Consider the following 24,574-nt stretch of genomic DNA (forward strand, 5'->3'; position numbering starts at 1 on the left):
CTTCTCGACTGCGTTACTGCGCCGCCTGGCGCGGCTGCAGCTTCTCGTCGATCTGCCGTGACAGAATCCCGGAGAACTCGTCCGCAAAGCCCTCCATGCGGGCCGAAAGCTTGCCTGCATCGGCAGAGAACTTGTTGTAGGCGATGACCGCCGGAATGGCGGCGACGAGGCCGATCGCGGTTGCCAGAAGCGCTTCGGCGATACCGGGCGCAACGACCGCAAGATTGGTGGACTTCGACCCGGCGATGGCCTGGAACGAGGTCATGATACCGACCACGGTGCCGAAGAGGCCAATGAACGGACCGGCGGAGCCGATCGTCGCCAGCGACCCGAGGCGGCCTTCGAAGGTTTCGGCCTCGCGCGCCATGGTTACGTCCATGGCCCGGTCAATTCGCATCTGCAGGCCGATCGGCGAACGGGCGCCCCGCTCAAAGCTCTTCTTCCACTCGCGCATGGCAGCGACGAAGATCGCCGAGAGGCCGGTGTTCTGGCGCTCCGCCAGCGTCCGGTACAACTCCTCCAGCGACTGGCCTGACCAGAACACCTGCTCGAACTGGTCGAACTGGCGCCTTGCCTTGGCGAAGCTGACGTACTTGTCGATGACAATCGCCCAGGTCCAGACCGAGGCCGCCATCAGCCCAAGCATGACCAGCTTGACGATGATACCAGCCTGCATGAACAGCGCCCAAAGACTGACGTCGTGGGTCGCTGCAGCCAAACCTACATCTTCCATCTACCTATATCCCCGAATCCAAACGCCCGGCACAGGACCGGGCGGGTTCAAAAGCGCTCTCGCGAGATTTACCTGGCCGCCGGAAGCGCTCGTTACCCCAAGGTGCCCTGAGCTTTCAGCATTGGCTTCTCGCTTTCAAATTTGGTTAAAGGAAGGCGTGCGGCGCACAAATTCCTCGTCCCGTAGTACACCTCAATATGGTTAACGATACGTTACTGCAGCGTGACTTAGCCTACTTCCGCCCGCCGAGGAATTTCTCCGCAATGGTCTCCGGCAGGCGTCGGGGACGGCCGTGCCGGTTGATCACCGCAATCACCACCTTGGCCACGATCAGCAGTGTTTCGCCGCGACGGATCTCCTGTTGGAGCACCATCTTCGCGCCGCCGGCCTTTTCCGTTGCCGTCAGGATCGTCAGCACGTCGTCCATCCTGGCGGGAAGCTTGAAGTCGATCTCCATGCGGTGGACGACGAAGACCAGCCCCTCCTCGTCAGCGTCCAGAAGCTCGCTCTGCTGGCAGCCGAGGCAGCGCAGGTAGTCGGTGCGGCCACGCTCGAGAAAATGCAGGTAGCGGGCGTGATAGATGAGACCGGAAAAATCGGTGTCTTCGTAATAGACCCTTTGCACCAGCCGGTGTCCGGCTTCCGTCAACTGGCCGGAGAGAAGAAAATTCTCAGTTGTCATCGTCATGCCTTAGTGGAAGATCGTGATGGCCGGATGCCATGGCGCGGCACTCGACTATTGTTGTTTCTGTCACAAAACCTCCCTATCAGGAAATCCGGTCCATCAACCAGCGGAGTTGATTCATGAAGATTGCAGTTCTCGGCGGCGACGGTTTTGTCGGCTGGCCCACCTCCCTCCACTTGTCCGACCAGGGCCACGAAATCCACATTCTCGACAACCTGTCGCGGCGCTGGATCGACACGGAACTGGGCGTCCAGTCGCTGACGCCGATGGATTCCATCCAGGAACGCACCCGCGTCTGGCATGCCGAAACCGGGCGCCGGATCCACTTTCACCTGATCGATCTGGCCAAGGACTACGAGCTTCTGAAGGGGTGGCTCGCCAAGCATCGTCCCGACGCCATCATTCATTTTGCCGAGCAGCGGGCCGCCCCCTACTCGATGAAGAGCGACCGTCACAAGAACTACACGGTCAGCAACAACGTCAACGCCACCCACAACCTCTTGAACGCCATGGTCGAGCTCGACCTCGATGCGCATCTCGTGCATCTCGGCACCATGGGCGTTTATGGCTACTCGACGGTCGGCGCGGCCATTCCCGAGGGCTATCTGCCGGTCGGCATCGAGACGGTCGACGGTCGCACCGTCAGCCAGGAAATCCTCTACCCGAGCAATCCCGGCTCGATCTACCACATGACGAAGTGCCTCGATCAGCAGCTCTTCCAGTTTTACGCCAAGAACGACGCGCTGCGGATCACCGATCTCCACCAGGGCATCGTCTGGGGCACCCACACGGAGCAGACGCGCCGCCACGCCCAGCTCGTCAACCGCTTCGACTACGACGGCGACTACGGCACGGTCCTGAACCGCTTCCTGATCCAGGCGGCGATCGGTTATCCTCTGACCGTCCACGGCACCGGCGGCCAGACGCGCGCCTTCATCCACATCCAGGATTCCGTTCGCTGCATCGAGATCGCGCTGAACAACCCGCCCCAGCGCGGCAGCCGTGTCGAGATCTTCAACCAGATGACCGAGACCCACCGTGTCCGTGACTTGGCCGAGATGATCGCGAAGATGACCGGCGCCGAAATCGCCTGGCTGCCGAACCCGCGCAAGGAGGCCGCCGAAAACGACCTCATCGTCCGCAACGAGAAGTTCCTCGGCCTTGGCCTCGATCCCACGACGCTCGGCGAAGGCCTGCTCGACGAGATCGTCGAGGTGGCAAAGAAGTTCGCCTACCGCGTCGACCGCTCGCGCGTGCCGGCCGTCTCCGCCTGGACCAAGGACATCGCCGCCAAGGTCGAGCGCGACCCGGAAGGCCGGCGGCTGAAGTCGGTCTCCTGATGCCGACCGAAACCGGTGTGCGGGGCCTTCGCCCCGCCACGCCTGCCGTCAGCGACCTGGCCTTCGTGACGCTCGTCACCAATGCCGATTATGCGATGGGGGCAACGGCGCTTGCCCATTCGCTGCGCCGCACCGGCACAACGGCAGACATCGTCATCCTCCATACCGGCGGCGTCGAGCAAGCCGCACTCGCACCGCTCGCGGCAAAAGGCTGCCGGCTCGTCGAGGTCGACCATCTGCCGCTGTCGGAGGCCTTTGCCGAGCGTCATGCCCGCCGCAACCTGCATGGCGCCGCCCCTTTCACGAAGGGCAGAAAACCCGACTTCCACACGCCGCTCGACAATTTCTGCAAGCTGCGGCTCTGGCAGCTCACGGAGTACCGGGCCTGCGTCTTCATCGACGCCGACGCCATCGTGCTGCGCAACATCGACAAGCTGTTCGACTACCCGGAATTCTCCGCCGCACCGAATGTCTACGAGAGCCTGGCCGATTTCCACCGGCTGAACTCCGGCGTCTTCGTCGCCCGCCCCGCGCTTTCGACCTTCGACCAGATGCTGGAACGTCTGGACGCGCCGGACGCCTTCTGGCGCCGCACCGACCAGACCTTTCTGGAGACCTTCTTCCCCGACTGGCACGGCCTGCCGGTCTTCATGAACATGTTGCAATATGTCTGGTTCAACATGCCCGGCCTCTGGGACTGGAACAGCATCGCCATCCTGCACTACCAGTACGAAAAGCCCTGGGAGGAGAACCACCCGAAGGTGGAGAAGCTGCGCCCGCTGATCGATCTCTGGCATCGCTTCCATGAGGGCCGCGAGATACCCGATATCTCGTCGCTGCCCGGCCCCGGAAATCACCAATGAAGGTTCTCGTCTCCGGCGGCACCGGCCTCGTAGGCCGCTACATCGTCAACGGGCTGGCCGAGGCGGGACACGAAGTGACCGTCGGCGGCCGCACGCCGCCGCCGGAACACTGGTTCACGGCTCCCGTCGGCTTCATCCCGCTGACGCTGGAACCGGAGAAAGACCAGAGTGACGCCTTCGATGGCATCGACGCCTTCGTGCACGCCGCCTTCGACCACCTGCCCGGAAAATACCGCGGCGGCGAAGGCGACGATGCCGCCCGCTTCCGCCGCCTGAACCTCGACGGCACGCTCAGGCTGTTCGAGACGGCGAAAGCGGCAGGCGTCCGCCGCTGCGTCTTTCTCTCAAGCCGCGCCGTCTACGACGGCCTGGCCGATGGTCTTCCTCTCAAAGAAACCGCCGACCTTGCACCCACCTCCCTCTATGGACAGATCAAGCTCGAGGCCGAATTGGCGCTGGCAGGGCTCTCCAGCCCGGATTTCGTCACCGCCAGCCTGCGCCTGACCGGCGTCTACGGCGAGCTTCGCCCCAACAAATGGGACGCGCTCTATGCGGACTACCTTGCGGGACGCGGCATTGCACCCCGCGCCGGCACCGAGGTGCACGGCCGCGACGTGGCGGCTGCGGTGCAACTGATGCTGGAGGCGCAGCGGATCCGGATCAATGGACAGTCCTTCAACGTGTCCGACATCACCATGAGCGCCGAACAACTGGTTTCAAGCGGCAAACCGGAGATCTCGGAAGACGCGGTGGATCTGAGGCGAATGGACACCCAGAAAGTCCTAGCCCTGGGATGGACGCCGGGCGGGTACGCCTTGCTGCAAGATACCCTGGCAAGGCTCCACCGTTCGTGGACAGACGACCCACCAGTCGGCAAGATCCTGAAGATGTGAACCCGGCGGATAAAATATCCCTGGTTGCATTTGGAAAATTATGTTTACACTCCTTGCGTGCAGGTTGCACAGGCATGCCGTGGCCTTGCCCGGCTTGTCCACCAACAGGGAGAAGCATCGATGCCCATTGAATCTTTAAACCCGGAAGTTTGGAAACTGGTCGGTCACATGGACGGCACTCGAACCCGTACAGGCGGCCCGAATTTCGGCTGGGGAAGCGTGCCCACGGAAAATCAGAAACTGACGGCAGCGGCGGTCTTGCCGGTCTACAAGCTGATGCAGGGGGACCAAAGCAGGCTCCGCGACTATTATCTCGTCGCGGGCGACGTCTACCACGGCACCCAGGGGTCGCCCGTTGATCCCTCTGCAAACTGGGTTTCGGTGGGCTTCTACGCCAACTACATGACGCTCGACATTCGCTGCAGGACACCGGGCGCACGGGTGATCACATTCGGGCCCAATAGCACGGTGGAACAGGCGACCGTCAGCTTCTCGATCGGTGGCGAGCTGAGCGGCGAGGCTGGAACGGAGGGAGGCAAGGGCGGCGCCTCGCTCAGCGCCAGCGTGGGCGTCACCTTCACGGCATCGGAAGTTTCCTTCGCCTCTCGCCCGTCGACGAATTCCATCTCATGGCGCACCAGCCTTCCGGGCGTCGGATGGCTCAGTCCGGCGACGCCGCCCAATCCTGCCGAGCCCTCCTACGCCGGGTACCTGTGGAACCCCGCCGTCATCTTCGAGGTCCCCCAAGGAACCTTCCCGGCACTTGAAGGCGACTTCGTTGTCGATTTCGAGTATAACTGGACGCGCGGGATACGCGCGCGGGGCTTTAACGACGTCATCGCGCTGCGTTTCCAGCCGGACGGCGTCATGGCAACCCGGGACGAAAAGCTCCCGACGATCCTGGAGCGTCTGGCGGAGTTCGGCTCCCATGAGGGCGAGCCGGGACGTTCCGACACCTTTCTGGCAGCCCTCCAACGCACGGGCGCCGCGCGCGGTTTTGGTGACAGCACGGTACAACTGCTGGTGACGGCACCCACCAACGCGGCCTTCGCAGGCTATTTTTCGGAGAACCCTGCTGTTGCCGCGGCGGCCGTCTCGCCAGCGAACATGCGTTGGCTGGAGGATTTTCTCGCCCAGAGAATTCATTCGCTGACCGCAGGGAAAGTCGGGCCGAACCTCATGACGCGCATTCAGAAGGCCATCACCTCGTCCGGCGAGTGGTTTCAATGCGCGGACGGGGTGCTTCATCTGAGCGACGATTATGAGGTAGATCCCAATCTGGCCAAGGTGACGCAGGAAATCCTTCTGTCCAGCCAGTAATACCAGGAGGCGGAGCGGCCCGTAGGTCCGCTCCGCCACTTACCATTCGGCCGCTTATCTACTTCTTCTTCAATTCCGACTGGCTCTTCAACACCCGGTCGCCGTCCTCCTGCTTGATCAGGAAGGCCGGCTCGTCCTTGTCGGCCTTGCGCTTCACCTTGGTGCCCTTGATGGTGCGCTCGACATCGCTGGTGAACCGCTCCTTCGCCGTCCCCTCGGCCTTGTTTGCACCCCACTTCCACTCGACGTCGTCGCCAACCTTGATCTTCGTCATGTCGTTCTCCCTGTTCCGATGGAAGAACAGTCAGGATGACGGCTCGTTCCCCAACTCCAGAAGAACGAGTTCCGGACGGTTGCCGATGCGCACCGGAATGGCGGAGCATCCGAGGCCTCGGGAGACGACGAGATGGCGTGAACCTTCCCGATACATGCCCCCGGGATAGCGCGCGGACCCCGGCGAGGCGGAGAACGGGCGCCAGCCGAAAAGGTTGATCTGTCCGCCATGGGTGTGGCCGCTCAGGGTAAGTGCCACCCTGTCATCACCGGCATGAAAGATGTCGGGTTCATGCGCGAGCAGGATCACTGGCCCATCATCCTGCACATCCCTGAGTGTCGCCTCCAGATCATCCACTCCCTCCATGGTGATCCGACCCCGCCTCTCATCCGGCAGCAGTGCCATCTGATCTCCCAGACCCGCCAGCCAGAAGTGTCCCCCGTCCTTTTCGATCCGAACGGCGCGGTTGACGTGAACCGAGATGCCCACTCCCTCCAGTGCCCGCTGCACCTCCGGTATCTCCGTCGGATCCTGCTGGAAGGCGCCATCTTCCCAGTAGTCATGATTTCCGAGAACGGCGTGCACGCCCAGAGGTGCTGCGAGGCTTCCCAGCACCGGAGCCCACTCCGATGGCGCGATGGGATCGCTGGCGAGCGTCATCCCCGAGAGATAGTCGCCCAGCAGCAGGATGATATCCGGCTTCAGGTCCTGAACCTGAGCGCAGATCGCTTCGATCCGCCTGCGGTTCATCCAGGGCTCGCAGGCGTGGATATCGGCCACCACGCAGGCGCGCAGCCCGAGTCCCTGCGGCCAGCCATTCGGCGTCAGCCGGTAGTGGATGATGCGTGGGCGGGCCAGCACCTCACTGAGGGGATAGGCAACCGCCGCGGCAAGGCTTGCAAAGCCAAAGCCGGCCAGCTTCAGCAAGCCTCGGCGCGTAATCAATCAATCGTCCTCGAGCGTCAGGCGGAACTGCGCCGCCTCGAGATCCTTCGGCGGTTGCAGGCCGAGGTGCTTCCAGGCGCTGGCGGTCAGCACGCGTCCCCGCGGCGTTCGCTGGATGAAGCCCTGCTGGATCATGTAGGGCTCGATGATGTCCTCGATCGCGTCGCGCGGCTCCGAGAGCCCTGCGGCGATCGTCTCAATCCCCACCGGTCCGCCGCCGAAGTTGACGCCGATCATCGTCAGGTAGCGCATGTCGAGCTGGTCGAGACCCATGTTGTCGACGAGAAGCCGCGTCAGTGCCTCGTCGGCGATCTCGCGGGTGACGGCCTCCGCACGCGCAACTTCCGCAAAATCGCGCACCCGGCGCAACAGCCGGCCGGCGATGCGCGGAGTGCCGCGGGCGCGGCGTGCGATTTCGCGGGCGCCGTCGTCGGTCATCCCGAGTCCCATCAGCCGTGCGCCGCGGCGCACGATGAACTCCAGTTCCTCGACCGTGTAGAAGGACAACCGGACCGGAATGCCGAAACGGTCGCGCAGCGGCGTCGTCAGCAGGCCGAGCCGTGTGGTGGCCGCCACCAGCGTGAACTTCGACAGGTCGATCTTGACGGAGCGCGCCGCCGGCCCCTCGCCGATGATCAGGTCGAGCTGGAAATCCTCCATCGCCGGATAGAGGATTTCCTCCACCGCCGGGCTCAAGCGGTGGATCTCGTCGATGAACAGCACGTCGCGCTCTTCGAGATTGGTGAGCAGCGCCGCGAGATCGCCGGCCTTGGCGATGACCGGACCGGAGGTCGAGCGGAAGTTGACGCCGAGTTCTTTCGCCATGATCTGCGCCAGCGTTGTCTTGCCCAGCCCCGGCGGGCCGACGAAGAGCACATGGTCGAGCGCCTCGCCGCGGTTCTTCGCCGCCTCGATGAACACCTTCAGGTTGGCACGCGCCTCCGCCTGGCCGGTGAAGTCGTCCAGCGTCTGCGGGCGCAGCGTGACATCGAGGTCCTCGCCCCGCTTGTCCGGCGATATCAGGCGGGCAGCTTCACTCATCGGGGCATTTTCCGTTCAAGATCATTGTCGTTCATTACACCAAGGGCGACCGGTTTGACACCGTCGCCATGGCTAGCGCGCCAGTTCCTTCAGGCCGAAGCGGATCAGCTTGGCGCTGTCAGCCCCTTCGCCCGCCGTCTTCATGGCGGCCGCCACCGCATTGGCGGCCTGGTCGCGGGAATAACCGAGGTTGGTCAGTGCCGAAACGGCATCGGAGACCGGCGCGGAGGCAACGCCCTCGCCCAATTCCTGCTTGAAGCCGATGTTGCCGGCCGCCTCCCCGGCGAAGGCCGGTGCCTTGTTCTTCAGCTCCGTGACGAGCCGGATCGCGACCTTGGGGCCGACACCGGGCGCCCGGGATATCGCTGTCTTGTCCTGTAGCGCGATGGCATTGGCGAGCTCTGAGGGCGTCAGCGTCGACAAGACCGCCAGCGCCACCTTGGCCCCCACCCCCTGCACGCTCTGCAGCAGGTTGAACCATTCCCGTTCCAGCGCGGTGATGAAGCCATAGAGCTTCAGCTGGTCCTCGCGCACATAGGTTTCGATGAACAGCACCACCGCCTCGCCGGCAGAGCCCATGCGCGACAATGTCCGCGCCGAGCAGAAGGCCTCGTAGCAGACGCCGTGTACGTCGACGAGCACGTAGTCCTCGCCGATCTCGTCGATGGTGCCTTTGAGCTTGCCGATCATGGGATGTCCGTCAGGGATGGGTTTCGGGGGTAATGAGGGGGACGTCGGGGAAGTAGGTGCGGTAGCCTTTCGGATCGCGTGTCAGGATCGCATGGCCGCGGATCAGTGCATGCGCACCGATGAGGAAGTCCGGCAACACACGCTCCCGCCCGCCACCCGCCGCCCGATACCGGCGGAACGCGGCACCGGCCGCAAAGGCCGCTGCCCAAGGCAGGCCTTCGCGCCGAAATTCCTCAGGCGGCAGCAGCGCCTCGACCTCGTCTATGTCGTCGTACCTTACGGAGAATTCGGCGTAGATGATCGGATTGATCGTCAGCGGCACACGCCCCGCGAGCTTCGCCAGGGCATTGCGGGACCACTCAAGCCAGAGAGGGTCCCGAACGGCGATATCGACCAGCACATTGGTATCGACCAGGACGGCCATCTCAGCGATCCCGCGTCATGCCCATGAGCGTCTCGGCGTCTACTGCCGGGTCGCCGGTCCCCTCCAGGCGCTTCAGGGTCGCCATGAAGTCATCCAGCCGCTGCCGTTCCTGCTGGCGCTGAGGATCCTTCTTCGGCGCCACGATAAGCTTCCCGTCCTCGACGGTGAAGACCACCTCCGAATTCGGTTCGATGCCCGCAAGCTCGCGGAGATCGCGCGGAATGGTGACCTGCCCCTTGGATGTGACGCGCATGACCGTGCTCCTGTTAGGTAATACTTATTCCAACTGACGGAACAAGTCAAGAACACGCTATGCCGATGCCAGCATCTTCCGCAGCCGTTCGCCGCCGCGATTATGGGCGTGGCAGATGGCGATTGCCAGGGCATCGGCGGCGTCATTGCCGACGAAGGTCGCCTTCGGCATCAGGATCTTCAGCATCATGTGGATCTGCTTCTTGTCGCCGTGTCCGACGCCGATCACCGCCTTCTTCACGGCATTCGGGGCATACTCCGAAACCCGCAGTCCCGCCCGCGCCGGCACCAGCATCACCACGCCGCGGGCCTGGCCGAGCTTCAGCGTCGCCACCGCATCCTTGTTGACGAAGGTCTGCTCCACCGCCGCCTCCTGCGGCTGATAGGAATCCACCACCTCCGCCAGCCCGTCGTGCAGCTGGCAGAGCCGCGAGGCGAGGTCGAGATCGCCGTCGGACATCACCGTTCCGGAGGCGACGAAGCGAAGGCTGTTGCCGAGCGTCTCGATGACGCCCCAGCCGGTGCGGCGCAGGCCGGGATCAATGCCGATGATGCGAATCGTCTCTGTCATGTCGGTCACTCTATCTTGGAGCAGGTAGCACTGCCACGGAAATGTGAACAAAAGAGAAACATCGTCCCTTCTGTTAACCCTGTTCGGCAACTTCGGTGTAAAACATCGGCAAGCTCGGCAACGGCCTTTGGATTGGTGCGTTGCCAAGCCAGAACATCGCATCCGGAATCATGAGGAGACCGTTATGCAGGATCGAGATAAGCTCGAGAATGAACTGCAGGAACTGCGCACCGTCGTGGAGGCCTTCGATGGCAGTCTCCGCCGGCTCGCGATGGGAGATCTGAACCAGCAGATCGAACAGCCCCTGCCGCGCGGCTATGAAGGCATGCGCAAGGATTTCAACCGGGGCCTCGCCTCCGTCAGCGCCACCATCGACACGGTGCTGACCCGCGCCCGCGATGCCCATCTGGACTGCGCAGAGGTTCGTGAAGGCCTCAAGCGAACGAGCGATGAGCAGGCCGCCCGCGCCAGCGCCGTGTCCGGTCTGGCTGCCGATGCCGGCAATGCGGCGGAGACGGCCCGCAGCCAGTCCACCCATGTCGAACATGTGGCTGCCATTCTTCACAATGCCCGGCTGGACATCCGCCGCCCGAAGAACGCAGCCGCCGAAGCCGCTGCGTCTGCCCAGCGGACCTGCCAGTCGCTCGCTGCCCTGAAGACGATGACGGAAGAGGTACGCACGCTTCTGCGCGAGGCGGCACTGCTGTCGCTCAATGGTGGCGTCAACGCCGCCCACGCGGGCGTCGACGGCCAGGAAGCCCTGGGCATCGCCAAGAACCTGCATGCTCTGACCCAGCAAGTCGGATCGACGGTAGAGGTCCTGACGGAAGCGACCGACGCCGTCGTTGCCCAGGCGCAAGCCACGTCCAATGCCGCGACGCAGGTGACGCGCGAATTCGATGCCATCGACGTTTACACCGAGGCCCTGGACTCGCAGCTGACGTCACTGGGCGAATCCTCCCGCCGGCACGCCGGCGTGGTCGATCATCTCCGTACGGGTCTGATGAGCCTGGTACGGTCAAGGCGGCCTGCCGACGAACCCGGCCTGCCTGCGGACATGCAGCTCGGCAAGATGGAACGCGCCATCGCCGACATCGAGCAACAGGCAAGCCGTTATACGGAAGTTCGGGTCGTCACCCCACCGGCAGGCCCTGGTCCCGGCACCGGCCGGCGCTCGCATCTGCGGCTCGTGAAGACGTAGGTCTCGATCTGCACCCTTGGGTATTCCGGCCTCGCAACCGCGGCCGGAATACCTACATGGGGGAAACCGACATTTCCCCCAGGACTTCAATCATGATCCCCTTTTCAATTCTCGATCTTTCACCGGTTCCGGAAGGGCAGACCGTCAGCGACGCTCTGGACCAGTCCCGCTTGATGGCCATCAAGGCGGAAGAGCAGGGCTATAATCGCCTCTGGCTTGCCGAACACCACGGCATGCCGGGCATCGCCAGTGCTGCCACCGCCATCGTGATCGGCCATGTGGCTGCCGCGACCAGCCGCATCCGCGTCGGCTCCGGCGGCGTCATGCTGCCCAACCACTCGCCGCTGGTGATTGCCGAACAGTTCGGCACGCTGGCCGCCCTCTTCCCCGGCCGCGTCGACCTCGGCCTCGGCCGCGCGCCCGGAACCGACATGCGCACCGCCCGTGCGCTGCGCCGCAATCTCGACGCCGGCGCAGAGAATTTTCCCCACGACATCGTCGAACTGCAGCGACTACTGGGCAGCCCCTCGGAAGACCAGGCGATCCTGGCCATTCCGGGTGCCCACTCGAACGTGCCGCTCTGGCTGCTCGGCTCGAGCGTCTACAGCGCCCACCTCGCCGCAGCCCTTGGCCTGCCTTACGCCTTTGCCTCGCATTTTGCGCCCGACATGCTCATGGAGGCGCTCGACATCTACCGCGACCGCTTCCAGCCCTCCGAAACGCTCCACAAGCCCTATGTCATGGTCGGCGTCATGGGCGTGGCAGCCGATACGGACGAAGAGGCGGCCCGCCTGTTTACCTCGGCGCAGCAGCAGTTCGTCAATTTGAGGAAGAATGTCCGCGGCCAGTTCCCGCGTCCGGTGGACAGCATGGATGGTCACTGGACCGACATGGAGCGGATGACGGTGGAGCACACGCTGCGGTTTGCGGCTGTCGGTTCTCCAGCAACCGTCGGAGAAACCCTGTCACGCTTCCTCGCCGAAACCCAGGCCGACGAGCTGATCGTCTCGATGCCGATCCACGACATCGGCGCACGGCTGAAGTCCGTCGAGCTGTTTGCCGGACTGCCGATGATGGAGAAGGCGCACTAGCGCCTTCCCCATTGCCATGGTCAGGCCGAGAGCCTGGCCATGACCTCGTCGGAGACTTCGAAGTTCGAATAGACGTTCTGCACGTCGTCGTCGTCTTCCAGCGTGTCGATGAGCTTCATCAGCGACTGCGCCTTTTCCTCGTCCACGGGTACCGTGTTCTGCGGCTTCCAGACGGTCTTGACGGTCTCGGCTTCGCCGAGGCTTGCTTCCAGCGCCTTGGTGACTTCGCCCAGGCTCTCGAAGGCGCAGATGATGACGTGCCCCTCTTCGTCGGTCACGACGTCGTCGGCGCCTGCCTCGATCGCCGCTTCCATCACCGCATCCGCGTCGCCGACGGAGAGCTTGTAGGTGATCTCGCCGACATGGTCGAAGGAGAAGGAGACGGAGCCCGTTTCGCCAAGCGCCCCGCCGGCCTTGCTGAAGGTCGAACGCACGGAAGAAGCCGTGCGGTTGCGATTGTCCGTCAGGGCTTCGACGATCACGGCAACGCCGCCCGGGCCGTAGCCTTCGTAGCGCACGGCATCATAGTTTTCCGCGTCGGCACCGGAGGCCTTCTTGATCGCCCGGTCGATGTTGTCCTTTGGCATCGACTGCGCCTTGGCGTTCTGGATCGCCAGGCGCAGCGCCGAGTTGGCGTCCGGATCGGGCAGACCCGATTTCGCGGCAACGGTGATTTCGCGCGCAAGCTTGGAGAACATCTTCGACCGGATCGCGTCCTGGCGACCCTTGCGGTGCATGATGTTTTTGAACTGTGAATGGCCGGCCATGGCACCCCTGATCACGTCTATTTCGTGGAAAGGCCGCGTTATAGGTTCGAAGCGGCGAAGGTTCAAGCCACGAGCGGCGTTTCGCATGCAATCGGGCCGGCAACCGTGGCTTACATCCCTTGCGGCACCAGAATGGTCGGCCGCTTCGGCAGACTGCGCATCGAGACCACGATCGTCGGCTCACGCGCATAGGCCACGTCGACTCTGCCCGCGAGCATGCCGATGAAGCGGTCGAGCCCGCCCGGCCGGTGCATCGGCAGGATCACCGACGACCGCAGCCGATCGACCACACGGCTCATGCTGTCGGCTCCCAGCGTCAGGCCGCCGTCCACCGGCACCATCAGGACGTCCAGGCGGCCGATCTCCGTGTAATGGCTTTCGGTCAGCTCGTGGTGCAGGTGCCCAAGATGGCCGATGCAGAGGCCGGCAATCTCGAAGATGAAGATCGAATTGCCGTTCTCCTCCAGATCACCACCCCAGGAGCGGATATCGGTCGCCACATTGCGGATATAGGCATCGCCGACCACCACATTGTGCTGGATCTTCTCACCCGGCACATCGCTCCATCCTTGCAGCACCTGTTCGATGCCGGCATCGGGGTTCAGCGTGAAATGGGTCGAATGCGCCTTGTTCATCGTCACCACGTCGGGCAGGCGCGAAGGCCTGTAGACGCCGCTGTAGTCGGTGGCGATGCCGACGCCGCCCGGTGTCTCGATAAAATAGGTCGAGTGGCCGACGTAGGTGATCCTCACCTCCTCGCGCGCTGAGAGGTCTGACGTGCCGCCGCTCTGGGCAAGCACAACTGGAGCAGCGCTAGAAGGCGTGTATCTGGCAAAAGTGGTGCCGGGAACGGAGCGGGCAATCGCCTGGCACTGACTGACAGCCATCGGCGCGTCCTGCGCCAGCGCCTGCGTGGCCGGCATGCACAGGCAGAAGAGAACGAAGGCGACAGTCCGCAGCATCATGCCACTCCCATATCCGTTGTGGCGGCAGGATGCGGCAAGGCAGGAGGACGGTCCAGCGGCTTCCTCAGCCGCCGGCCTCACATTTCTGTCATTCCAGAAGAGGGATTACGCCCAGAACGGCGGCACGGTCTCCTGCAGCCGCGGCCCGATCCGCAGCGGCGCGATCTTTTCGGCGAGCCCGCTCGAATCGGAGATCTCGATCCCGAGACCGCAGATCGTCGCCGGGCCGGTGGCCGCCTCGAAGCGGCCTTTCGGCATCTTCGAGATGAAGCGGTTCAGCGGTTCCTCCTTGTCCATGCCAAGCGAGGAATCATAATCGCCGCACATGCCTGCATCCGACATGTAGCCGGTACCGCCGTTGAGGATCTGGCAATCGGCCGTCGGCACATGCGTATGCGTGCCGACGACGAGACTGGCGCGGCCGTCGACGAAATGCCCGAAGCACTGCTTTTCGCTGGTCGCCTCCGCATGGAAGTCGAAGACCACCGCATCCACCTGCTCCTTCAGCGGGCAGGCGGCGAGAATGGCCTCGGCCGCGTTGAAGGGATCGTCGAGTTCCGGATGCATGAACACCCGCCCCATGATGTTGGCCACCAGGATGCGGGCGCCGTTGCGCGCGTAATAGACGCTGGAGCCGCGGCCCGGCGTGCCGGCCGGATAATTCGCCGGCCGCAGGAACTGCTCGTGGCGCCCGGAAAAGCCGACGGCCTCCTTCTGGTCCCAGACGTGATTGCCGGTGGTCACAACGTCGGCGCCGGCATTGATGGTCTCCAGGAAGATGTCTTCCGTGATGCCGAAGCCGCCGGCTGCGTTTTCGCCGTTGACGATGACGAAGTCGAGCTTCAGGTCGGAAATCAGGCCCGGCAGCCGTTCCCAGACCGCCGTCCGGCCAGTCTTGCCCACCATGTCACCCAAGAAGAGAAGTCGCATTCTTATCCAATCTGCGTGTCGAAGATCCGCAGGCCGCTTTCGCTGAGCAGGGCCTGCAGTCCTATGTCGTGAGTTTCGGTGGGGACTGATGCCACTTCCTGGCAGTCGAAGGCAATCCCGATCAGTCGCGGTCTGCGCCCCAGGGCATGCAGACGGGCGATTGCCCGGTCGTAATAGCCACCGCCATAGCCGATCCGCTGGCCTCGCGCATCGAAGGCCGACAGCGGTACCAGCATGATGTCGGGGTCGAGCACCTCGGCCTCAGGTCCGGGCGCCATCGTCCCGAAGCCGCAGTCGATCAGCGGCGCGCCGGGAACCAGCTCGCGAAACACGATCTGCTGCTTGTCGAGGATGACCGGCACGCAGATCCGCGCGCCACGCCCGCGCAGCCCGGCCATCAGCGGTCGCAGGTCCATCTCGGAGCGAATGGGGAGGAAGCCGGAGATGATCGTGCCGGACTCGAACTGAAGCGCAGCCAGCCCGTGGTCGGCGAGCTGCAGGCTCTTCTCGATCCGCTCGGCGACAGGAATGGCGTCCCGCGCCGTGAGGCGGCCAGCACGCAACTCTGCCTTTGCCTCCGGCCTTGTCATCAGTCCTGGTCCTGCTGGGCCCTGCGCACCAACAGCTTGTCGATCCGCCGACCGTCGAGATCGATCACCTCGAACACCCATCCCTGCCGCTCGAAGCACTCGCCGAGCTCCGGAAGATGCTTGAGCTCGTCGAGCACGAAGCCCGCAACGGTCTCATAATCCGGATCCACTTTGATCCGCAGCCGCATCTCATGGGAAAACTCGTCGATCGGCATCCAGCCGGCCACCAGGAACGACCCGTCCTCGCGCGCCACGATGGCGGGCTCGTCGGTTTCGTCTTCCTGGAAGACACCGGTGATCGCCTCCAGGATGTCCGCCGAGGTGATGACCCCTTCGAAGTGGCCGTATTCGTCATAGACGAGAACCATCCGCGCAGGCGTCTTGCGCAATGCCTGGATGACATCGAGTGCGCCCGTCAGGTCGGAGACGACCGGTGCCTCGCGCATCAGCTGGCGGATCTCGTCGCCGGTGCCCGACGCCACGAAATCGAAGGCATCCTTGACGAAGAGCACGCCGAGGATCTCGTCGGAACTGCCGTTGCGGACAGGAAGCCGCGACCTCTGGGTCGTGCGCAGCTGCGCACGGATCTCGGCAGCGTCATCCTCGATGTCGATCACCTCGACGTCGCGCCGCGGCGTCATCAATCCGCGGGCTGTCCGGTCGGCAAGCCGCATGACCCCCGAGATCATTGCCGATTCCTCGGATTCGATCACGCCGGCATTATGAGCCTCCGCGAGAACCGTGCGGATTTCCTCGTCCGTCACCCGTTCGCCCGTATCGCCCCGCTGGCCGAGCAACCCGAGAACCAGCTTGCCGGAGACATCCAGCAGCCAGACGAGTGGTGCCCCGATCTTGGCGACCAGGACCATGGCCGGTGCCACGCGGGCAGCAACCGTTTCAGGGGCCCGCAGCGCGATCTGCTTCGGCACCAGCTCGCCGACGATCAGCGCCAGATAGGTGATGGCGACGACGACGGTGCCGACGCCCAGCGCATCCGACCAGTTGTCCGGCAGCCCCTGCAGCTCAAGCCAGTTGGCAAACCGGGCGCCGAGGGTTGCGCCGGAGAAGGCACCGGAAAGGATGCCGACCAGGGTTATGCCGATCTGCACCGAAGACAGGAACCGCCCCGGATCCTCGGCCAGCCGCAGCGCCTGCCTTGCCCCCCGGCTCCCCTGCTCCGCCATGATCCTGAGCCGGACGGGTCGAGCGGAGACGACAGCCAGCTCCGACATGGCGAGCACGCCGTTGAGAACGGTGAGGGCCACGACGATGAAGATTTCAGTAAACAAGAGAATCTCTCGGTTGGGACGAAAACTGGGCCGCTTGACCGATCCGGTCGAGGCCGGATCGAAAGACAGTCACCTGGAAGGTTCCGCCCTGAGGGTCTGCGCGGCATGGGCCAAGACGGTTCATGCACAGGCGCCGGTGTCCAGGCGTTTAAATGATAGGGCCGGTCCACGCAGGTGGCAATGGTCGCCGCCGCTTCGCTCATGGCATGACGGCTAGGGCTGGAGCGTCAGGAGGAGCTCGGCCCGGGTACCCGTAGACCTCGGCTTGTAGTCGATGGAGGAGCCGAGGGTTGCAGCCATGGACTTGACGATCCGGCTGCCGAGACCTGTGCCCTTCGGCGTGTCATCCTCCAGCCAGCCGATACCGTCGTCTTCGACGACCAGAAGTACCTGCTCCGAACCCTGCAGCATGAAGGCAACGCGGACTTCGCCTTCGCCGCCGTCCGGATAGGCATACTTGATGGCATTGGTGAGCAGTTCGGTGACGATCATGCCGACCGACACGGCTCGGTCCGATGTCAGCGACACCTCATCCGCCCGAAGCTGGATGACCGGCCCCTGCTGCTCCATGTTGACCGAATTCTGCACCTCCTTGACCAAGGTGCCGAGATACTTGTCCATCTCCACATGCCGGACGTCGTCGGAGGTATAGAGGCTGCGGTGCATGCCGGCGATGGCGGTGATGCGCGCCTGCGTCTCTGTCAGCGCATCCTTCACGTCCTCGCTCTTGCTGTTGGACGCCTGGAGGCGGATCAGTGCTGCCACGAGGGCGAGACTGTTGGCGACGCGGTGGTTGACCTCCGCCAGCAGCACCTCCGCCCGCTCCTTGCCGACCCTGATCTCCTGGTCGGCCTTTTCCTTGGCCCTGCGCAGCTCGGCATTGGCGATCGCCTGCCGCAGCGCGCTTTCCATCAGCGGCCAGAACTCCTCGCCGACGGTCTTGATCACATAGTCGGAGGCGCCGTTCTTCAGGGCCTCGATCGCGATCGTCGCCTCGCTGGACCCCGTGACATAGATGACCGGAAGCACGATCCCGCGCTCCTTGAGCATGCCGAGGATCTGCAGTCCGGTTTCCGCCCGCAGATAATGGTCGAGCACGATGGCGCCGAAGGAGCCGTTGTCCAGCGCCGCCAATGCCGACGCGGAATCCGCCGCGTGGACCACATCGTAGCCCGCACGCCCCAGATACCTCTGCGCCAGACGGGCCAGCGCAAGATCGTCGTCGACATAAAGAACGGTTTGCGGCATCTGCTTCCGTTATTGCCCCGGCACTTGCATCACAGAGAAAAACAGGCCGAGCTGACGGATGGCATGGGCGAAGCTGTCATAGTCGACGGGCTTCGTGATGTAGACGTTGGCGCCAAGATCGTAGCAACGCTGGATTTCCCGCTCATCGTCCGTGGTCGTCAGGATGACGACCGGCAGGCGCTTCGCATGTGGGTTGGACTTCACCTTCTCCAGGATGTCAATGCCGGACATGTCGGGAAGGTTGAGGTCGAGCAGGATGAGCAGGTGACGGTCCTGGGTGGAGACGCCCGTGCGGTCGCTGCCGAGGATGAAATCGAGCGCGGAATTGCCGTCCGTGAACGGAATGATCTCGTTGCTGACACCAGCCCGCCGGACGTTCTTCTCGATGAGGCGCGCATGGCCCTCGTCGTCTTCGACCATCACGATGGTGACTTCTTTTGCTGCCGCTTTCATGACCCGTTACTCCTGACATACTGGGACAAATCACCCGGAAGGCGAATGATGAATGTCGATCCGCCCCCCATCGTTGACGTCACCGTAATCTCGCCACCTAAATTTCTGACTAATGATCGGACGTGGGCAAGGCCTATACCCTCTCCCGTCTTGTCTTGCACGCCCGATCTACGGAAAAGTTCGAAGATGCGTTCGTGGTCTTCCGGCGCGATCCCACGGCCGTTGTCCTCCACCTCGATGCGCACGCCGTTGCGCTTTGCCGGCATGGCGCGCACGGCCAGATGCAGCGGCCGGTCGGGATGGCGGTATTTCACCGCATTGTCGAAGAGGTTGCCGAAGATCTGCTCCAGCGAGAAGCGGTCCGATACCAGCCCCTTGGCACCGCCGACGGCAATCCGGACCTCCCCGCCCGCCTCGTCCACCTGGTGGTAGATGCTGGCGGCGGTGCTCTCCAGAAGCTCCGAAAGATCGATCGGCTCCGGCTTCAGCTCCCGGCGACCGTCCCTGGAGATCTTCAGGATGGCATTGATCAGCCCGTCCATCTTCTTGGTGGACGATCGGATGAAGTTGATCGCCTCGGGAAGGTCTTCCTCGACCGCCAGCCGCGCCTCACGGATTTCGCTCTCCGTCAGCCTGTCCCCATCCGACAGGACATAGGTGCGTACGGTCGTAAGCGTCGCATCGAGTTCGCTGGTGAAGCCCATGATGTTGACGAGCGGCGCGCGCAGGTCGTGCGAGACGATATAGGCATAGCGCTGGATTTCGCGGTTGGCCTGCATCAGGTCTTCCGTACGCTCCTCGACCCGCTCCTCCAGGCTGGCGTTCAACTCCTCCACCGCGCCGCGGGCGCGCGACAGCTCCCGGACGTGCTGGCCGACGATCAGGATCGCACCGCCAACGACCGCGATGATGACCATGCCGCCGGCGATCGCGAACCACTGCATGGTGTCTGATGCGCTTGCCAGCTCCTCCAAGCCGGAACTCAGCCGCCCATCCAGAGACTGGAGCAGCGTCCGCAGCAGGTCGCGGAGGGCTTCCATGGTCTGGCGCCCGTAATCGGCGCGAACCACGGCGATCGCACCGTCGACGTCCCCCGACCGGGCGAGCTCCACAGTCTGCCGCAACTCTTGGAATTTCTCTTCGACGAGCGTTTTGATTTGCGGGATCGTCTGCGCGTAGGTCTGCTCTTCCCTGAGAGCATTCTCCAGCTTCTCGAGGCTGGCCATGACCTCGTTGATGGAGCGCTCGTAGGGCGCCAGGAAATCCTCGTTCTGCGTCAGGAGGTAGCCGCGCTGCCCGGTCTCTGCGCCCTGCATCAGGGCGAAAAGATTGGACGCTGACGTTCGCGCATTGCGCAGTTGGACGACTTCCTGCGAATAGGACTGCGTCATCCGCGCCTGGAAGAGCGAAGACAGGACAATCGCGACAAGGATGACGGCGCCGATCAGAAGCATCAGGATCGACGAGCGAGCGAACGTATTGTTTTGGATCGGCATGGGATTCCGGCGATGTGGAGGCCGGTGGAAACTCGTGCGCCGGAATGTCAAAGTCAAGTCGCGGCATCAAGTCTTGCACTGCGCAGGCAGGCAAACAGATGAACAAGGCGAAAAATAAGTGCGATCCACGGCAACCGATGGAGGTTTACGATCCTGGGTGCCTACAAACGTAGGTGGGCGCCATATGACCAAGCCCACGGGCCTGGCCAGGGACAGCTCCCTTTGGATCGAGTATGGCCCCAGGGATTGTGGTTCCTGTCGTGAGGCGCAGATCGCAACTCAGATATAGGCCGAATCCCTGCCGTCCGCCAGTGGCTTAAAACGCTTTTGCGTCAGTTGACGGGTGCATTTCGCCCGCTCAGCTTTCCCGTTAGCGACTCGATGCGCCCGGCGAGGTCGCCAAGCGTCGAAATGAGAAGCTGTTCATGGTGCTCATGGTGCTGGCTCTCGCCGTCGCGGGCGGATTTCAGGGCGGCGATATCGGCGTCGCAGGCAGCCAGTCTCCGCTTCATTTCCGACAGTTCGTCCATCACCATGATGCCGGCCATGACGGTCAGCCGCAGGTCGCCGATCTCCCCGAACTGGTTCTTCAGGTGCCCGACATATTGGTCGAAGCCGGCCGCGAGGTCGGTCAGATGGTCTTCCTGGCCCTCTTCGCAGGCCATGCGGTAGGCCTTGCCGTCGATCGTTACCGTCACCTGAGCCATGGCTTGTCCTTCGCTGCGCTATCGGTCGAGGACCGCACGGATGGTCTCCATCGCCGTGACCAGACGACGCGACACCTCGCGGTTGACCTCTTCCAGCCGATTGGCGCGAAACTGTGACTGGTCGAGTTCCTGGGCGAGCCGGGCTCTATCCGCATGAACGCGACGCACCTCGCCCTCGGCATCTGCACTCTGGCGTTGATGCTCGATGCGCATGTCGACCGCATTCTCAAGGCCGCCAAGGGCGGTCGAGAGTTCGGCAAGTGCCTGATCCAACGTCTTTTCCGCCGGCATCCGAATCTTCCGTGTGAACCATGCCGAATCGGCTTGCGCGCCGATCTGACTTCGCCCGCAGACTATTCAGCCCTCCGACACGGGTCAACAAAGCCGCCGCGACAGCCCACGTCTATCTTGTGAATCCTGCGGATGATAACCTCGGGCCGATCTGCTCGCCGATGAGGCAAAGCGTCTCGCTGCTGCCCAAATGGACGGCTGATCCGGGCCAGTTTTGTTGACTTGCGCGTTGCACCTGATATGGATCAGCCGCTTTCACGCGGTCCGTCTGAAGACCGTGAACGACACCCGGAACACAGCGGAACAGTCATGATCTCTCGCGAAAAACACAACCGGATGGCCAATGCGATCCGCTTCCTTTCCATGGACGCCGTGGAGAAGGCGAACTCCGGTCACCCCGGATTGCCCATGGGAGCCGCCGACGTGGCGACGGTTCTGTTTTCCCGCTTCATGAACTTCGATCCGAAGAACCCGCTCTGGCCCGACCGCGACCGTTTCGTGCTGTCGGCCGGCCACGGCTCGATGCTTCTCTACTCGCTCCTCTACCTGACGGGCTACGAAGACATCACCATCGAAGACATCAAGCAGTTCCGGCAGTTGGGCTCCAAGACCGCGGGCCACCCGGAATACGGACACATCTCCGGCATCGAGACGACCACGGGGCCGCTCGGCCAGGGTCTGTCCAATGCCGTCGGCATGGCGATCGCCGAGCGCAAGCTGGCTGAGGAATTCGGTTCCGACCTTCAGAACCACCATACCTATGTGCTCGTCGGAGACGGCTGCCTGATGGAGGGCATCAGCCAGGAAGCCATCGCCATGGCCGGCCACCTGAAGCTCAACAAGCTCATCGTCTTCTGGGACAACAACTCGATCACCATCGACGGCGCCGTTTCCCTGTCGGATTCCACCGACCAGGTCGCCCGCTTCAAGTCCGTCAACTGGAACACCATCTCCGTCGATGGACATGATCCCGATGCGATCGCGGCCGCCATCGAGGCCGCCCACCTGTCCGACAAGCCGACCCTGATCGCCTGCAAGACCGTCATCGGCTTCGGCGCGCCCAACAAGCAGGGCACCCACAAGGTTCACGGCAGCCCGCTCGGCGCCGAGGAAATTGCAGCGGCCCGCACGTCGCTGGAATGGGATGCGGAAGCCTTCAGCGTCCCGGCCGACGTTCTCGACGCCTGGCGCCTTGCCGGCCTGCGCTCCACCAAGGTGCGCATGGAATGGGAAGAGCGGCTCAACGCCACCGCAAACGGGACGCGCGCCGAATTCGTACGCCGCTTTGCAGGTGACCTTCCCGGCGACTTCGACAGCACGATCGACGCCTTCAAGAAGAAGGTGGCCGCCAACAATCCGACGGTTGCCACGCGCAAGGCCTCGGAAGACGTGCTGGAGGTCATCAACGGCCTGCTGCCGGAAACACTGGGCGGCTCTGCCGACCTGACGCCGTCCAACAACACCAAGACGAGCCAGATGACGGCGATCACGCCGGCAGACTTCTCCGGCCGCTACCTTCACTACGGCATCCGCGAGCACGCCATGGCCGCCGCCATGAACGGCATTGCGCTGCACGGCGGCCTCATCCCCTATGCCGGCGGCTTCCTGATCTTCTCCGACTACTGCCGCCCTTCGGTACGCCTCGCCGCCCTCATGGGCATCCGCGTCATCCACGTCTGGACGCATGATTCCATCGGCGTCGGCGAAGACGGTCCGACCCACCAGCCGGTCGAGCATCTGGCCGCCCTGCGCGCGATCCCGAACCTCCTCGTCTTCCGTCCGGCCGACGAAACCGAGACGGCCGAGTGCTGGCAGCTGGCGCTGAAGGAGAAGCATCGCCCGTCCGGCCTGGCGCTCACCCGCCAGAACCTGGCACCAGCCCGCAAGGAATACGAAGAGAAGAACCTCTGCGCCTATGGCGCCTACGAGTTGGTCTCTTCCAGCGATGCCAAGGTCACGATCTTCGCCTCCGGTTCGGAAGTCGAGATCGCCCTGAAGGCCAACGAGATGCTGCAGCAGCGCGGCATTGCCACCCGCGTCGTCTCCGTCCCCTGCGTCGAGCTCTTCATGGGCCAGCCCGACGACTACCGTGCGGCCATCATCGGCACCTCGCCGGTCAAGATCGCCATCGAAGCGGCCGTGCGCGAAGGTTGGGACGCCATCATCGGCTCCGACGGCATCTTCATCGGCATGAAATCCTTCGGGGCCTCGGGTCCGGCGAAAGAACTCTACAAGCACTTCGGCATCACGGCGGAAGCCGTGGTGGAATCGGCCGAGAAGCGACTTTCGTAAAGCCGTTCTCCTCGCGTCAGCAAGGTTGACCAACACGCTACGACAGACCAGCGGGAGTATGTGAAAATGACAGTTAAAGTGGGTATAAACGGCTTCGGCCGCATCGGGCGCAATGTACTGCGCGCCATCATCGAGTCCGGCCGCACCGACATCGAGGTCGTCGCCATCAACGATCTCGGCCCGGTGGAAACCAACGCCCATCTGCTGCGCTATGACAGCGTCCACGGCAAGTTTCCGGCACATGTCCGGGTGGACGGCGACACCATCATCATCGACGGTGGCAAGCCGATCAAGGTGACCGCGGTGCGCGATCCCAAGGATCTGCCCTGGGCGGATGTCGATATCGCCATGGAATGCACCGGCATCTTCACCTCCAAGGAGAAGGCCAGCCTGCACCTGTCGAACGGCTCCAAGCGCGTCCTGGTGTCGGCCCCTGCCGAAGGCGCCGACAAGACGATCGTCTACGGCGTCAACCACAGCGCGCTGACCAAGGACGACCTCGTCGTCTCCAACGCCTCCTGCACCACCAACTGCCTGGCTCCCGTCGCCTATGTCCTGCACAAGACCTTCGGCATCGAGAAGGGCTACATGACGACGGTGCACTCCTACACCGGTGACCAGCCGACGCTCGACACCATGCACAAGGATCTCTACCGCGCCCGCGCCGCAGCCATGTCGATGATCCCGACCTCGACGGGTGCTGCCAAGGCCGTCGGCCTCGTGCTGCCGGAACTGAAGGGCAAGCTCGACGGCTCGGCCATCCGCGTTCCCACCCCGAACGTCTCCGTCGTCGACCTGAAGTTCATTCCCTCGCGCAATGTCACGAAGGAAGAAGTCAACGACGCGATCAAGGCCGCTGCCGAAGGCGAGCTCAAGGGGATCATGGCCTATGTCACGGATCCGCTCGTCTCGATCGACTTCAACCACGATGCGCATTCGTCGAACTTCGCCGCCGACCAGACCAAGGTCCTGGAAGGCAACCTCGTGCGTATCCTCACCTGGTACGACAACGAGTGGGGCTTCTCGAACCGCATGTCCGACACGGCCGTCGTGATGGGCAAGCTGATCTAAAACAGTCAGATCGTCGAACGCTGGAAAGGCGGGCCGAAATTCGGCCCGCCTTTCTTTTTATTTCTCCCCTGCCCTTCTGTTGCCGGATTTGTTCCCGCCTCTACAATATCTCGTTTCGAATCGTCCGTTCTGCCGAAATCCCAAATTGCGTG

The 24,574-nt window shown here is 63.4% G+C and carries 27 protein-coding genes and 1 other RNA gene; 8 read left to right on the forward strand and 20 right to left on the reverse strand.

Annotation, left to right across the window (positions count from 1 at the left end):
* Positions 1-13 precede the first annotated feature (13 nt).
* Positions 14-733 (reverse strand): protein TolQ, encoded by a 720-nt coding sequence (gene tolQ / locus M1E10_RS21100; protein WP_499174742.1) that lies wholly within the window; start codon positions 731-733, stop codon positions 14-16.
* A 232-nt stretch (positions 734-965) separates the two neighbouring features.
* On the reverse strand, positions 966-1,415 hold the full coding sequence (ybgC, locus tag M1E10_RS21105) for a tol-pal system-associated acyl-CoA thioesterase (RefSeq protein ID WP_499174743.1): 450 nt from the start codon (positions 1,413-1,415) through the stop codon (positions 966-968).
* Between the two features lie 122 nt (positions 1,416-1,537).
* Between ybgC and M1E10_RS21110 the strand changes: the two genes are divergently transcribed.
* From M1E10_RS21110 to M1E10_RS21125, 4 genes are all read left to right on the forward strand, one after another.
* The gene (locus M1E10_RS21110) at positions 1,538-2,758 is read left to right on the forward strand and encodes an NAD-dependent epimerase/dehydratase family protein (RefSeq protein WP_499174744.1); all 1,221 of its coding nucleotides are present in this window, start codon (positions 1,538-1,540) and stop codon (positions 2,756-2,758) included.
* Positions 2,758-3,621: a glycosyltransferase gene (locus M1E10_RS21115; protein ID WP_499174745.1), complete on the forward strand. Its 864-nt coding sequence runs from the start codon at positions 2,758-2,760 to the stop codon at positions 3,619-3,621. Before M1E10_RS21110 ends, M1E10_RS21115 begins: the two co-directional genes overlap by 1 nt.
* A complete protein-coding gene (locus M1E10_RS21120; protein ID WP_499174746.1) occupies positions 3,618-4,514 on the forward strand; it encodes an NAD-dependent epimerase/dehydratase family protein in 897 nt (298 codons plus the stop codon). Before M1E10_RS21115 ends, M1E10_RS21120 begins: the two co-directional genes overlap by 4 nt.
* Positions 4,515-4,634: 120 nt before the next feature.
* Positions 4,635-5,834, forward strand: coding sequence for a hypothetical protein (locus tag M1E10_RS21125; RefSeq protein ID WP_499174747.1), 1,200 nt, complete (start codon positions 4,635-4,637; stop codon positions 5,832-5,834).
* 58 nt (positions 5,835-5,892) lie between these two features.
* Here the strand turns inward: M1E10_RS21125 and M1E10_RS21130 are convergent, their stop codons facing one another.
* The 7 genes from M1E10_RS21130 to ruvC form a co-directional block, all read right to left on the reverse strand.
* Positions 5,893-6,108: a hypervirulence associated TUDOR domain-containing protein gene (locus M1E10_RS21130; protein WP_499174748.1), complete on the reverse strand. Its 216-nt coding sequence runs from the start codon at positions 6,106-6,108 to the stop codon at positions 5,893-5,895.
* Positions 6,109-6,138: 30 nt separating this feature from the next.
* Positions 6,139-7,053 carry a metallophosphoesterase gene (locus M1E10_RS21135; RefSeq protein ID WP_499174749.1) on the reverse strand — a complete coding sequence of 305 codons (915 nt, stop codon included), beginning with the start codon at positions 7,051-7,053 and terminating at the stop codon, positions 6,139-6,141.
* The gene (ruvB, locus tag M1E10_RS21140; RefSeq protein ID WP_499174750.1) at positions 7,054-8,094 is read right to left on the reverse strand and encodes a Holliday junction branch migration DNA helicase RuvB; all 1,041 of its coding nucleotides are present in this window, start codon (positions 8,092-8,094) and stop codon (positions 7,054-7,056) included.
* A 72-nt stretch (positions 8,095-8,166) separates the two neighbouring features.
* The gene (gene ruvA / locus M1E10_RS21145; RefSeq protein WP_499174751.1) at positions 8,167-8,784 is read right to left on the reverse strand and encodes a Holliday junction ATP-dependent DNA helicase RuvA; all 618 of its coding nucleotides are present in this window, start codon (positions 8,782-8,784) and stop codon (positions 8,167-8,169) included.
* A 10-nt stretch (positions 8,785-8,794) separates the two neighbouring features.
* A complete protein-coding gene (locus M1E10_RS21150; RefSeq protein WP_499174752.1) occupies positions 8,795-9,208 on the reverse strand; it encodes a type II toxin-antitoxin system VapC family toxin in 414 nt (137 codons plus the stop codon).
* A gap of 1 nt (position 9,209) precedes the next feature.
* Complete coding sequence (locus M1E10_RS21155) at positions 9,210-9,461, reverse strand: AbrB/MazE/SpoVT family DNA-binding domain-containing protein (RefSeq protein ID WP_499174753.1); 252 nt, start codon at positions 9,459-9,461, stop codon at positions 9,210-9,212.
* 57 nt (positions 9,462-9,518) lie between these two features.
* Positions 9,519-10,031 (reverse strand): crossover junction endodeoxyribonuclease RuvC, encoded by a 513-nt coding sequence (gene ruvC / locus M1E10_RS21160; protein ID WP_499174754.1) that lies wholly within the window; start codon positions 10,029-10,031, stop codon positions 9,519-9,521.
* Positions 10,032-10,215: 184 nt separating this feature from the next.
* On the opposite strand from ruvC, the gene M1E10_RS21165 reads away from it, so the two are divergent.
* Together M1E10_RS21165 and M1E10_RS21170 are read left to right on the forward strand one after the other, a co-directional pair.
* Positions 10,216-11,232 carry a hypothetical protein gene (locus tag M1E10_RS21165; protein WP_499174755.1) on the forward strand — a complete coding sequence of 339 codons (1,017 nt, stop codon included), beginning with the start codon at positions 10,216-10,218 and terminating at the stop codon, positions 11,230-11,232.
* A 92-nt stretch (positions 11,233-11,324) separates the two neighbouring features.
* On the forward strand, positions 11,325-12,323 hold the full coding sequence (locus M1E10_RS21170; protein ID WP_499174756.1) for an LLM class flavin-dependent oxidoreductase: 999 nt from the start codon (positions 11,325-11,327) through the stop codon (positions 12,321-12,323).
* A gap of 20 nt (positions 12,324-12,343) precedes the next feature.
* Here M1E10_RS21170 and M1E10_RS21175 read toward each other — a convergent pair whose 3' ends face one another.
* The 11 genes from M1E10_RS21175 to M1E10_RS21225 form a co-directional block, all read right to left on the reverse strand.
* Positions 12,344-13,090 carry a YebC/PmpR family DNA-binding transcriptional regulator gene (locus M1E10_RS21175; RefSeq protein ID WP_499177254.1) on the reverse strand — a complete coding sequence of 249 codons (747 nt, stop codon included), beginning with the start codon at positions 13,088-13,090 and terminating at the stop codon, positions 12,344-12,346.
* Between the two features lie 110 nt (positions 13,091-13,200).
* The gene (locus M1E10_RS21180; RefSeq protein ID WP_499174757.1) at positions 13,201-14,055 is read right to left on the reverse strand and encodes an MBL fold metallo-hydrolase; all 855 of its coding nucleotides are present in this window, start codon (positions 14,053-14,055) and stop codon (positions 13,201-13,203) included.
* 105 nt (positions 14,056-14,160) lie between these two features.
* Positions 14,161-14,985 carry a TIGR00282 family metallophosphoesterase gene (locus tag M1E10_RS21185; protein WP_499174758.1) on the reverse strand — a complete coding sequence of 275 codons (825 nt, stop codon included), beginning with the start codon at positions 14,983-14,985 and terminating at the stop codon, positions 14,161-14,163.
* A gap of 2 nt (positions 14,986-14,987) precedes the next feature.
* Positions 14,988-15,575: a 5-formyltetrahydrofolate cyclo-ligase gene (locus tag M1E10_RS21190; protein WP_499174759.1), complete on the reverse strand. Its 588-nt coding sequence runs from the start codon at positions 15,573-15,575 to the stop codon at positions 14,988-14,990.
* Positions 15,575-16,807 (reverse strand): hemolysin family protein, encoded by a 1,233-nt coding sequence (locus M1E10_RS21195; protein WP_499177255.1) that lies wholly within the window; start codon positions 16,805-16,807, stop codon positions 15,575-15,577. Before M1E10_RS21195 ends, M1E10_RS21190 begins: the two co-directional genes overlap by 1 nt.
* Before the next feature lie 270 nt (positions 16,808-17,077).
* Positions 17,078-18,112 (reverse strand): sensor histidine kinase, encoded by a 1,035-nt coding sequence (locus M1E10_RS21200; protein ID WP_499174760.1) that lies wholly within the window; start codon positions 18,110-18,112, stop codon positions 17,078-17,080.
* Between the two features lie 9 nt (positions 18,113-18,121).
* On the reverse strand, positions 18,122-18,565 hold the full coding sequence (locus M1E10_RS21205; protein ID WP_499174761.1) for a response regulator: 444 nt from the start codon (positions 18,563-18,565) through the stop codon (positions 18,122-18,124).
* Positions 18,562-20,061, reverse strand: a complete 1,500-nt coding sequence (locus tag M1E10_RS21210; protein ID WP_499174762.1) for a sensor histidine kinase — start codon at positions 20,059-20,061, stop codon at positions 18,562-18,564. The genes M1E10_RS21205 and M1E10_RS21210 overlap by 4 nt, the downstream gene beginning before the upstream one ends.
* A 118-nt stretch (positions 20,062-20,179) precedes the next feature.
* Positions 20,180-20,338: non-coding RNA, 6S RNA (gene ssrS, locus M1E10_RS21215), on the reverse strand.
* A 55-nt stretch (positions 20,339-20,393) separates the two neighbouring features.
* Positions 20,394-20,768: a cell division protein ZapA gene (locus M1E10_RS21220; protein ID WP_499174763.1), complete on the reverse strand. Its 375-nt coding sequence runs from the start codon at positions 20,766-20,768 to the stop codon at positions 20,394-20,396.
* An 18-nt stretch (positions 20,769-20,786) separates the two neighbouring features.
* Positions 20,787-21,059 (reverse strand): DUF4164 domain-containing protein, encoded by a 273-nt coding sequence (locus tag M1E10_RS21225; protein WP_499174764.1) that lies wholly within the window; start codon positions 21,057-21,059, stop codon positions 20,787-20,789.
* Positions 21,060-21,368: 309 nt separating this feature from the next.
* Here M1E10_RS21225 and tkt point away from each other — a divergent pair, with 309 nt between their 5' ends.
* Together tkt and gap are read left to right on the forward strand one after the other, a co-directional pair.
* Complete coding sequence (tkt, locus tag M1E10_RS21230; protein ID WP_499174765.1) at positions 21,369-23,351, forward strand: transketolase family protein; 1,983 nt, start codon at positions 21,369-21,371, stop codon at positions 23,349-23,351.
* 66 nt (positions 23,352-23,417) lie between these two features.
* Positions 23,418-24,422, forward strand: coding sequence for a type I glyceraldehyde-3-phosphate dehydrogenase (gap, locus tag M1E10_RS21235; RefSeq protein ID WP_499174766.1), 1,005 nt, complete (start codon positions 23,418-23,420; stop codon positions 24,420-24,422).
* The last annotated feature ends 152 nt before the right edge of the window (positions 24,423-24,574 follow it).

The organism is Rhizobium sp. PK7-22, from assembly GCF_056530405.1.